General features: G+C 59.9%; 8 protein-coding genes. 3 read left to right on the top strand and 5 right to left on the bottom strand.

Features of this window, described 5'->3' with window-relative positions; all coding sequences use genetic code 11:
- Nucleotides 1-28: 28 nt before the first annotated feature.
- Nucleotides 29-1807: a DUF885 domain-containing protein gene (locus R3F00_RS10140; protein ID WP_371281668.1), complete on the bottom strand. Its 1779-nt coding sequence runs from the start codon at nt 1805-1807 to the stop codon at nt 29-31.
- A 277-nt stretch (nt 1808-2084) separates the two neighbouring features.
- Between R3F00_RS10140 and R3F00_RS10135 the strand changes: the two genes are divergently transcribed.
- Nucleotides 2085-3692: an amidohydrolase family protein gene (locus tag R3F00_RS10135; RefSeq protein WP_371281667.1), complete on the top strand. Its 1608-nt coding sequence runs from the start codon at nt 2085-2087 to the stop codon at nt 3690-3692.
- A gap of 76 nt (nt 3693-3768) precedes the next feature.
- Here R3F00_RS10135 and R3F00_RS10130 read toward each other — a convergent pair whose 3' ends face one another.
- Nucleotides 3769-4467, bottom strand: coding sequence for a hypothetical protein (locus R3F00_RS10130; protein ID WP_371281666.1), 699 nt, complete (start codon nt 4465-4467; stop codon nt 3769-3771).
- A gap of 1257 nt (nt 4468-5724) precedes the next feature.
- On the opposite strand from R3F00_RS10130, the gene R3F00_RS10125 reads away from it, so the two are divergent.
- Complete coding sequence (locus R3F00_RS10125) at nt 5725-6183, top strand: DUF2846 domain-containing protein (RefSeq protein WP_371281665.1); 459 nt, start codon at nt 5725-5727, stop codon at nt 6181-6183.
- 637 nt (nt 6184-6820) lie between these two features.
- Nucleotides 6821-7639 (top strand): hypothetical protein, encoded by an 819-nt coding sequence (locus R3F00_RS10120; RefSeq protein ID WP_371281664.1) that lies wholly within the window; start codon nt 6821-6823, stop codon nt 7637-7639.
- 428 nt (nt 7640-8067) lie between these two features.
- Here the strand turns inward: R3F00_RS10120 and R3F00_RS10115 are convergent, their stop codons facing one another.
- The 3 genes from R3F00_RS10115 to R3F00_RS10105 form a co-directional block, all read right to left on the bottom strand.
- On the bottom strand, nt 8068-9738 hold the full coding sequence (locus R3F00_RS10115) for an AMP-binding protein (protein ID WP_371281663.1): 1671 nt from the start codon (nt 9736-9738) through the stop codon (nt 8068-8070).
- Between the two features lie 128 nt (nt 9739-9866).
- Nucleotides 9867-10841, bottom strand: a complete 975-nt coding sequence (locus R3F00_RS10110) for an MBL fold metallo-hydrolase (RefSeq protein WP_371281662.1) — start codon at nt 10839-10841, stop codon at nt 9867-9869.
- A 96-nt stretch (nt 10842-10937) separates the two neighbouring features.
- Nucleotides 10938-11309 (bottom strand): hypothetical protein, encoded by a 372-nt coding sequence (locus tag R3F00_RS10105; protein ID WP_371281661.1) that lies wholly within the window; start codon nt 11307-11309, stop codon nt 10938-10940.
- Between the last annotated feature and the right edge of the window lie 321 nt (nt 11310-11630).

The following is an 11630-nucleotide window of genomic DNA, read 5'->3' as shown; positions in this document are numbered from 1 at the left end:
CGGCGCGGCAGGCCAGCACGATCACGGACTACCCGGCCTTGGTTGAGGCCTTCATGCGCGGCGCGACGAATTCATTCTTGACGGTCTGCTTCAGAACCGCGGGCGGCAGCAAGCCCTGGGCGAGAATGAAGTCATGGAAGGCCTGCGCGTCGAACTTGTCACGCAAGGTCAACTCGGTCTCGGCGCGCAGCGCGAGCAGATTTTCGTAACCGTAGTAATAGGCCGTGGCCTGTCCCGGCGAGCGGAAGGTGTAGCGGTCGATTTCCGTCTGCGCATTGCCGTCATCTTCGACCACATCTTCCATCAGTACGCGCTTGGCCTCTGCCGGCGTGACCAGGCCCAGGTTGATGGCCGGATCCAGCCAGATGCGTGCTGCGCGCAAGAGCCGGTATTGCAGCGAGATCAGCTGCCCTTCGAGCGGCATGCTTGGCTTTGCGATCGCCTCGGCGTAGAGGGCCCAGCCTTCGACATTGGCCGAATTGAACGCGAACAGCGCTCGCGCCGTAGAGACGCCGCCACGCAGCATCGTCGTGAACTGCATCTCGTGGCCGGGGCGTGCTTCGTGCGCAGACAGCGTCCACATCATCGCCGGATAGGCATAGTCGCTGTCCGGCCAGGTGCCGTCCTCGTTCTGTTCGATCTTCGGCACGATGAACTCCGGGAACTCCCCGGTATTGCCGACCAGGCGCGGAATATCCAGATGCGCTGCCGGTTGTTGCGCTGTTTCCGCGGTTGTGGCCATGCGCACGCGGGCGGGCTCATTGGGAAGGGTCGCCAGCTTTTCCTGCGCGATGATCTTGTCCAGCTGCTTCATGACGTCCTGATAGTTGGCGATCAGTGCGTCACCGTGAATCTGCTCCTTCTTCAGCAGCTTGATCACCTCGCGATAGTCACGGGTGTCGAAGCCCTTCTCCCTGGCCACCAGCGGAGCGAGCGCGATCATCTCGTTGCGGATATTCATGAAGGCGACCTGGCCGATCAGCATCAATTCTTCCGGCGTCGCGTTGACGCCGTAGTTCTTCAATTGAAGCTCGTAGAGCTCGCGCGGCAACATGGCGCTATCGCGCGTGTTCGGCAGGATGGTCGCCTCCACCCACTTGTTGTAGTCGCGCAGCTGGGATTGCAGAAGCGCCAACGACTCCTGCCAGCCGTCCAGACCGCTGGCCTGGAAAAGTTGCGTGAGTCCGTCGATCATCTTCGGCGAATCCTCGAGATCCTTCTCGACCTCGCCGCGATAGGGTTCGATCAGGCCAGGGATCTTGTTGCGTTCGGTCAGTCGCTGTTTGGCCAGATTGACCAGCGGCTCGTAGCCGTCGGCCTCGCCGGTGTATTTCTTCAGGCGCACCAGAGCGGCCTTGCGCTGCTCCATCGGCACCTGCTTGTCGAGCTGGCCGCGAAAGCCGGCGAAGATCAGGCCACTGATGTTTCCGTACGGAACGACGCGGTCAAAATTGATCTGGGTCGCTTCGATGTTGTCCTTCTGCGACTGGATCATGATCTGCAAATCCTGCTTCACGCGCGGATCGGTTTCCTTGGCGAGCAGGCCTTCGAGCATGTCGATACTGGCCTGCGAGGCCGCGATCTGCCTTTGCGCAAGATTCTCGCCGAGATCGAAAATCTCCTCGTCAAACCCGGATACGCCGGTCTGGCTGGAAAACTCCGGAGCGAACTTCGCCTGCGACTTGAGCACCTCATAGGCGATCTTGTTGGACCGCTCCACCCAATCCGCCTCTTGCGCCGCAGCACCCGCGGTCGATGACATTGTCGCCCCGACGACAAGCCCGGCGATCAGCACAACCTTGAACATGGTATTTCTCATCAGGTATTCGGAAGCCCATCCTGGGCTTGGCGCAGCGCCAGCGCGTGGGCCGAAGGTCACTGCTTCGTGGCTTGGGGGAGGGCGTCTGCGCTCCGAACTGTGCAAGAAGTCATGCCGGATGGCAGATCGGCCGAGGCGGACCGTCGAGATCCTTATAGTCGAGCAGATCCGTCGGCCATGCAGCGAATCAGGTTCGTGAGTGTGCTGCCACCCGACCTGAGGCATGATTGAAGATCGACAGTCGAATACTTTGCGGGGAGACGCCATGCGCTGGTTGCTGCCAGTTTCAACACTCTTGTTCCTGGGCCTGGGCACTGCCGGCGCATCCGCAGCCGAGGCCACGAACAAGGCGCCGCCAGTTATACCTGCGCCCGCTCGAGTGGAAGGCGAAGGGCCGTATTCCCAGTTGATCCTGCGCGGTGGGACCGTGATCAATGGCACCGGCAGTCCGGCATTTGGTCCGGCCGACATCGTGATCGAAGGCAACCGCATTGTCGCCGTACAGTCGGTCGGTTCGCCCGGCTCGACGATCAAGGCTGATGCACGGCCCGCCCTCAAGCCCGGCGGTCGGGAAATGGACCTGACCGGCAAGTACGTGATTCCGGGACTGATCGACCTGCACGGCCACATCGGCGGCGAGGAGCAGGGCGTGCCGGCCGAGTATGTCTACAAGCTATGGATGGGTCACGGCATCACCACGATCCGCGACCCCGGCTGCGGCAACGGCCTGGACTGGTGCGTCAGCGAACAGCATCGCAGCGAGAAGAACCAGATCACCGCACCGCGCATCTATCCCTATGTCTTCTTCGGTGCCGGACGCGATGCGCCGATGACCGAGCCGGAGCAGGCGCGCCAGTGGGTGCGCGACGTCAAGGCCAAGGGTGCCGTTGGCATGAAATGCTTTGGCTATCGGCCGGATATTCTCGCTGCTGCACTCGACGAATTGCAGAAGCAGGGCATGCAGAGTGCCTGTCACCACGCGCAGCTCGATGTGGCGCGGGTCAACGTGTTGACCACGGCACGCCTGGGACTTACCACGATGGAACACTGGTACGGCCTGCCCGAAGCGCTGTTCGATGGACAGACCGTGCAGGACTATCCGGCCGCCTACAACTACAACAACGAGGCCGATCGATTCGGCCAGGCCGGACGCCTCTGGGCGCAGGCCGCCGCCAGGGGCAGCGAAAAGTACGAAGCTGTCATCAACGAGTTGCTGGAGCTGGATTTCACCATCGACCCCACGCTGACCATCTATCTGGCGGCGCGTGACCTGATGCGCGCACGCCAGGCGGACTGGCACGACGAATACACGATGCCTTCGCTGTGGGAGTTCTACACGCCCAATCGCGACAACCACGGCAGCTTCTTCTTCGACTGGACTACCGAAGACGAAGTGGCCTGGCGCGAAAACTACAAACTCTGGATGGCATTCCTGAACGACTACAAGAACCGGGGCGGGCGCGTCACCGTCGGCTCGGATTCGGGCTTCATCTACCAGCTCTACGGATTCGGCACGATCCAGGAACTCGAACTGCTGCGCGAGGCAGGCTTCCATCCGCTCGAAGTCCTGCGTTCGGCCACGTTGAATGGAGCCGAAGTGCTGCGCGCCGACGGCCGCATCGGATCAATCGAACCGGGCAAGCTCGCCGACCTTGCCATCCTCGGCGAAAATCCCATGGCCAACCTCAAGGTGCTCTATGGCACCGGCCACATCAAGCTCGATGCAGAAGGAAAGTTGAGCCGCGTCGGCGGCGTCGACTACACGATCAAGGACGGCATCGTCTACGACGCCAAGGCGCTACTGGCCGACGTACGCAAGATGGTGGCCAAGGACAAGGCGCAGCGCGGCATTACCGTATTGCAGCAGCCGTGAGGCCGTGAAAACCGAACTATCGTCGTTGGACACGACCGCCTGTGCGCCTGCAGCCGTCGCCACGTCCAGCAGCCGATCAGGACTCCGGTCGACCTTCGGCATCAGCTGCCGGCTGGGCGTCCTTCTTGAGGTCGGCGAATACCCTGTGCCTGACATAGGCGGCCGTGGATGGATCCAGTGCGGTCTTGATGGCTCGTTCGAATGCCGACTCCACCCGGTCTCGATGGGCCTTGCTTGTGGTCCGCCAGTAGTCGGCCAGCTCCCTGGCCGGAGAGGCTTCCGAAAGAGCACAGGTGACCAGATCCGCGTTCGAATCGGGATGCCAGCCCACGCTCGCGAGCAAAGCCACCGCGCCTGCAGTACCGACGAAGTTCCCCTCATCCCCCTGGACAGCCTCACCCGACAGCGTCCCGCTCATGACGGGATCCAGGCAGGACGCAAAAAGCAGAAGCGCCCCGCCTGCGACCTCACTGTTCGATGGATCCTTCTTTACAAGGTAGGACGACTCGATGGCGTCGGACACCACCCGCTTCAGCTCCCCGGGGTGCAGCTCGAGGTCCTGAAGCATGGCCTGAGTGCGAAAAGCCGAAGCAAGAGCGCAAAGATAGATATACAGATTGGTCGTCTTGATGCCGCCACAGGTATCAATCTGCAGGGTGCGGCGAACCATTGCCGCAAAACCGCGGAGGTTTTGCAGACGGGCACGCCGACTCAGATGCATGGCGACGGCCACCGCTACTATCGCCAACAGCAGCAAGAAAAGGCTGGTCAACACAGACGAACTCTCCTGAATCGATATCCTTTGCCAGGGCAAACCCTGTCAAGCGCCGTGCAACTCAAGCTTGCCCGCACTATAGCTCGTTCGGACGCAACATGACCTTGTTGGAGTGGGGGCGTGTTGATTGTTTACCAAGCCGCAGGCCGGCCGGGCGGGCCCCATTCGCGGGCAGCGTGTTCAGGCGAAACGTCCGCCCTTGCCCAAGCGAGGCGCCTGGACGAGCTCCAAACCATCGCTGCCGGAAGCGAAACCTGCCGGGCAGAGGTCTGCCGCCAGCTGAAGTCGCTTCGCTCGAACTTTCGGGTTTGGCAGCGGTGTTGGCCGATGCTCCGGCGACTCCCGTTCGAACCCAGTGAATGACGCGCACGAATCAATTCTGGTCCAATGCCCTCACCGCTCACCCCGAGGCGTGCCCATGGACATTTCTGGAAGTTGTCACTGCGGAAACATCCGCTTCACCCTGCACTGGCTGCCTGAGCCTGAAGAGATTCCGGCGCGCGCATGCGACTGCTCGTTCTGCGTCAAACACGGTGGTGTCTGGACATCCTGTCCGACCGGTTCCCTGGAGGTGGATGTCCGAGACCCCGAACAGCACTCGAGGTATGCCTTCGGAACCCGGTCAGCGGAATTTCACATCTGCGCAAACTGTGGTGTCGTACCGCTGGTCACCAGCGAAATCGAAGGAAGAACGTACGCGGTGGTCAGCGTCAACGCGATGGAAGGGGTTCCACCCTCTCTCTTCAACCGATCAACTGCCTCTTTCGAAGAGGAGGACAGGGAATCCCGCCTGGCGAGGCGCGCCAGAGGCTGGATACCGGATGTCCGCTTCTTGAACAGGAATGCCTAGCGCCTGGTTCAAACGGAGCGAATCGTTCTTGCGCTGTTTCCTACGCCGCGTGAGTCGTGGACTGGGGAGTGTCCGCCTCTTGCCGACTGCTTCCGACCCGAAGCGGACTGTCGGTCGAGACGGCATCAGAATCTTGCAGCACCTGTGTCAGGTTTCGTCGTAGGAAAACTTTCACAGGGAGGTTCACGCCACGCAAAGAGGCCGCACCCTCCGGGGCAGAAACTACTCCAATACAAGATTACGGGATTAGGCTGCCCGATGGTCGCTGCGTGGTTATGCGTATAGAATCACTTCTGTTCCAATTAACCAATTGGCCATGATCGGCTTGTGTAATAGAGTCCAGTATGGGACCCAATAGGCGGCTCGGCCCAATGCAGGCGTCATGCTTCGCCACACAGGGGAAATCTATGCTCAAGAGACCAGCTTTTATCGTTCTCACCGTCGCGCTTCTTGGCGGGTGCGCTTCCGTGCCAATTGCCGACCAGTCGCAGTCCACAGAAGCCAAGCTCTTCGCTTTGCCAAGTACAGACAAGGCGGGGTTGTACGTATATCGCGACAGCAACTTCGGGGCTGCGCTGAAGAAGGACATATTCATTGATGGGAAGTGCCTTGGTGAATCCGCGCCGAAAACCTTCTTCTACAAGGAGGTTCAGGGCAACCAGGAGCATACGATTTCGACCGAATCAGAATTCTCACCAAATGATCTTGTCATCTACATGAAGGCCGGAGTCAACTATTTCGTGCGCCAGTACATCAAGCTTGGCGTTTTCGTCGGCGGAGCCAACTTGGAACAAGTGAGCGATCAAAAGGGGAAGGACGCAGTGGGCGACCTCAAACTCGCAGTCTCCGGGAATTGCAGCAAGTAGTACAAAAGGCGATCCTGCGGAACGAACGGTTCCAGCGCTTTGGCAATAAGCATCAAGTAGCCATGATTTTCGAAGCATCCATTTCTGGCCGCTAGCTGGCCTCGGTGGGCAGCAATTGTGTCTTCCGGCGAACTGATCATGATTCGCCGGCGTACGCTTTTGCTCTCAAAAGGCGGAATGTCATTTCGCAATGTAGGTAGCCATGGTGTTCATATCGCAGATCCGCATTCAGACAGCGCTTGTTGTCTTTTTCGTGGTCGTCTCGGCAACTTGTATAGCCGATTCCTGAAGGAAGAGGGTCAGGTCTTGAAACTTGAATTTGGTTCACTGCCAGAGACTATTTCCGGACTTCCGCTTTTGGCCGTCCGCTGCCATTCGCGACGGGCTGTGGCCGACCCGAAGGAGGCGCTTAGCAGCGTCTACGGAACCAGCGGCGATTCAGTACCTGCACGCAGATTGGAGCAGACCTTCCCGCACTCATTGCGGAGTTGGGCACCGTAGTTGGCGGTTTCTCTGGTCCAACCTACGTAGAATTGCCCATTATCCGAGATAATCCGGATCAGACTCGCAACGGGTTCCACGTACATATCGTTCAATATGCAGACGGCGTTTGGCAAATCTCAGGAACGCAAATGCAATGAAGCGCCTACTGATAGTTCTCGCGGTACTGCTTGGCTTGGCAATCGGTCCTTTCGTGCCGCAGTTGATCGGTTATGTGTCTGCAAATATACCCAAAACCGGGGTCGTGGTTGATGACTCAACAGGCAACCCAATGCCAAACGTCACAGTGATCGCAGTGGCCAAGCTAAGGGCAGGCCCAGTACTTGTCGGTACTTCAGGATTTGAGAACTACTTCCAGCGGATAGTTACGCATACCGATAGCAATGGTCGCTTTTCGATACGACCGACTTGGTCAGAATTCAACATTCACTGGCCGAGCGCTAACCCAGAATACAGTTGGGTCATCACGGTGTTCCACGTTGGCTATGCCGTGGCCGGTGACAAACCGCAAAAGGAATTGATCACATTTGGAAATCCTTGGTATGACAATCCCTCAATGGCGTTTTCTCCGAAGTATACCTTTCGAGGGACCTCGTTTGAGATTACGCCGATTCGCTTGTACCAGCCTACGCTTACTCTAAAGGACGCTGCGAACTACTACAGTTCATTGCAGAGATTCGCCACGGGAGATGAGCGCCGTTCTCAGCCCGAGTTTGCAAGCATGCGCCAACAAGGCAATGCACTGCTCGCGCCATGGGTGTGTGGGCTCGATGAAGATTTTCGGCTAGATGCTGAAGTGAGAGACGCAATACTCGATTTTCCGCTGAATGACGAATTTGCAACGAAACTCAAAATTGAATACGCGGAAGCTGGAGGCTACGAATATTTCGGCGCCGCACCAAGCACAACAGCGGGGATCGTGTGCAAGATCATTACCAATGGACGAGGTATTTGATGACCCCTGAGCTGCCCCCATTTTCAGTGCCAGCAAGCTCGAGGGAGTCTCTTTCAGCCGTCCTTTGCCCAGCCTGTGTAAGTCAGGGAAGAAGGCGGCCCCTTGGTGTGCAACTGAACAACCGCTCCTGGCTGGCTGCAGCCGCACCAATTCGGGCCATTGCCGATTGAGAATCGCCAAAACACATTGGCACTGAAACATGGGGGCAGGTCAACATGTTCCCAGAAGTCGGGGCCAGTACGCTCGAAGCACAGCCTAGGAATTCACCTTGGCCAATTTCGCCTTCCGCGGGATCACGACGGCAGCCCAATGCGCGCGTTTGAACGTCCGCTTCTGGCCGAATCCAGCCCCTCGCCAGCTTCAATACAGGTCGTGCGTTACCTGCTGATTGGTGGGGTAAACATCGCTGTTCCGCACACAGCGCGAAGCTAGCGAAGCTCCCGCCTCAGGATCTTGCCGACAGCCGATTTCGGCAGGCTGTCGCGGAATTCGATGACTTTCGGTTGCTTGTAGCCGGTCAGGTTCTTGCGGCAGTGGGCGCGAAGTTCGTCTTCGGTCAGCGCGGGATCGCTGCGGACGACGACGAGGCGTACGGCTTCGCCGCATTTCTCGTCCGGCACGCCGACTGCGGCCGCTTCGAGCACGCCGGGGTGCAGGCCGACGACATCCTCGATCTCGTTGGGGTACACGTTGAATCCGGAGACCAGAATCATGTCCTTGCGTCGATCGAGCACGTAGTAGTAACCCTGCTCGTCGGCGCGCGCGATGTCCCCGGTGCGGAACCAGTCGCCATCGAAGAACGCGTTGCGCGTTTCCTCCGGCTGGTTCCAGTATTCCCTGGTCATCTGCGGGCCGCGTGCGCAGAGTTCGCCGGGTTCGCCGATTGGCACGACGCGACCCTCTTCATCACGCAAGCTGATCTCGACTTCGGCCAGGGCCATCCCGATTGAACCGACCGGATTCTTGCCGTCGGGCCGGTTGTAGGTAATCGCCGCGGCTGTTTCGGAAAGGCCGTAGCCCTCGACGACCGGACAGCCGGTGACGGCGAGCCAGCGCTCGGCGGTACCACGCCGCAGCGCGGTTCCGCCCTGCAGCGACAATTTCAGATTCGAGAAATCCAGCGAGGCAAAGTCCGGATGATTGAGGATGGCGTCGTAGAGCGTGTTCACGCCGGAAAAGAACGAGGGCTTCAGTTTCGCGAAGGTTGCGACGAGGGCAGGAATGTCTCGGGGATTGGTGATCAACACCGAGTGGAAGCCGTGCGCCATGTTGAAGATGAGGTTGCTGTAGGCGGCGATGTGGTAGACCGGCAGGCAGATCAGTACGGTGTCCCTTGTCGGATCGAGCAGTCGACCGAAGCACTGTTCGGCGGCGGCGACATTCGCAACGACTGCGCTGTGTGGAAGCACGGCGGCCTTGGCCAGCCCGGTCGTGCCGCCGGTGTATTGCAACTGTGCCGTGTCGCTGGCGCGCGCTTTTGACGCGATACGGGGCAAGCCGGCGCCCCGCGCCAGCACGCGTGGCCAGCGCTGTGATCCGGCAATCGAAAAAGGCGGAATCATCTTTTTCACATGCTTGAGCACGAAATCGACAATCATCGATTTTGGCCAGGACAGCATGTCGCCGACACGCGTCGTGATGACTTGTCGAACAGCGGTGCCCTTGAGCGCTTCGGCGGCGACCGCACCGAAGTTGTCGAGCACGACAAGCACGGAGGCGGCGGAATCGCTGAGCTGGTGATGCAGCTCGCGCGCCGTGTACATCGGGTTGACCAGCACGGCGACGAGATCGGCACGCAATACGCCGAGCAGGGCGACCGGATACTGCAGCAGGTTCGGCAACATGATGGCTACGCGGTCGCCGGGCTCGAGTCCGAGTTCTCCGCGCAGGTAGGCCGCGAAATCCGCGCTCAGTCGATTGACATCGGCGTAGCTCAGGCTGCAGTCGAGATTGCTGGCCGCCGGAAGGTCGGCGTTGCGTTCGCAGGAAGCGATCAGCATTTGCGCGATCGTCTGACCGTTGTCGAACGCGTCGCTGGCGACATTGACGAAATCAGCCTGACTGAGATTTGACTTCACGTTGCTGCCGAATGGTTTCATTCGCGATCTACTCCGCTGCTGGCCCGGTGCGTCTGTTGGCTGCCGAGGTCGACCATAGCGAAATGGCCGGCCGCTGGATAGCGCCGGCTTTCCTGCAATGCCCTCGATGTCAGGCTTGACAGTTCGGCTCAGTCCGATGGCGTAGCAGCGGACTCGTCGTTGCGCGCCGACTCGCGCGGGCCAAGGCGCGCCATCGTCGCGACGGGACGCAGGTCATGTGCCGGCACCATGGCGATCTGCGGAAACTTCTTGTGCAGCGCGGCAAGATGCGAGATCTGTTCGCGCACCTGGTCGGCATCCTGGTCCACCAGATGGCGCGCAATCCAGGGTCTCTCGGCCGGACGCTCGATGCCTTCGCTCTGCCAGACGATGTCGCCGACAAAGGCGTAGCGTGCATCGGGCAGGGTGACGAAAATCACCACGGATCCGGGAGTGTGCCCGGAAGCCGGGACGACAATGATCGAACCGTCGCCCCAGACATCGAGGCTGCGCGGATAGCCAAGATAAGGCGCATCGGCAAAGGCATACGGATGCAGTTCGAGCCCGGGCAGGGCGTGGGCAACCGCCGCCATCGGCGCTTCGGAGCGAACAAAGTCCGCCTCGGATTCGGGTAGCCAGGCCGGGATACCCGGGAGATCGGTCATGCCGCTGACATGGTCCCAGTGTGCGTGGGTGAGCAGAACTCCTGCCAAGGACGCTGGATCGATGCCGGCATCGACAAGCTGGTCGCGCGCCGGCATTTCCTTCGAGTAGGTCGAGGTCATCTGCATCAGCGGTGCCAACTGGGCGAACTGTGCATCAACCTGCGAGCCAAAGCCGCTGTCGATCAGCAGGTCGCCGCGTGGATGACGTACGAGAAAGGCGGTCATCGTGAAATTGCGCGACTCGCCGGGTGGGCCACCGCGATAGGCAAGCATGGCCTGCGAATGCATGGCGCCGGTCGGCAGTGCGTAGATGGCCATGTCGGCCGGAGTATTCGCCGCTGGCAGACCCAGCTCTGCGGGCAAGGCTGCAATCGGCAACCGCGCCGGCCAGAACATCCAGACGAGCAAGATCACTAGTACCGCCAGAAGTGCCGCCAAACCCTTCAGAAATCGCTTCATGGAGACTCTCCCTGGCATCGGGCGCTGATACGGGGTACTTCAGTCAACACGGACATGCTTGAGTCATGCCACTACCGCAACGACGTGCATCCGGATCTAGCTGGATCGACAACCGCCAGTTGCGATGCGTTCGCGATCGCCATCGTCGTAGTGGATATCGAGCTGGGTGCCATCCTTGCTGATACCGGTGATCTTGCCACCATACCAGTCACTGCCGCCGGCCCAGCGACACTCCACGCGGGAACCGAGCGTCCAGTTGTATGGCCGTACCCGGTCGGTGCTCAGGGTTTCGCGAGTGCCGTCGTCATAGATGATGGTCACGTTCTTGCCGCTGCGCGATTGCACGACGCCAGGGAACCAGTACTGGCCTCCTTGCCATCGACCGAGCACCCAGTCACCGGGGTCTTGCGCCATCACCGGGGTCGGAACCAGCAAAAGCATCGCAAGGCATATCGCGGTCAGTTTCATGCGGGAACCCCCTGGCGCGTGGGACATGACGAACTGCAGTCTAACCGCGCAGGCTCTGAACAGACAGCAGAAGGGCTGAATGCTGAAATGACCGAGGAGAAGTCGAAATCATTCGCAGGTTTCGTTGCACGATTTGTCGACGGACGCTCTTGTGCATATGACAGACCTCATTCGACAGGCTGCCTTCGACACGCTCATGGCGAACGGTTGGAGGGTACGTGGATCGTCCTTCGACGGGCTCAGGACGAACGGCTGAGGTGAATGGGGCTCTCCTCGACAGAACCGAAGACGAGTCAGTGCCACTCGGCTCAGATCCTCTCC

This window comes from Dokdonella sp. (assembly GCF_041395345.1).
Taxonomy (GTDB): Bacteria; Pseudomonadota; Gammaproteobacteria; order Xanthomonadales; family Rhodanobacteraceae; genus Dokdonella.
The sequence above is the reverse complement of the archived record's forward strand: the minus strand, read 5'-3'. Positions and strand labels throughout refer to the sequence as shown.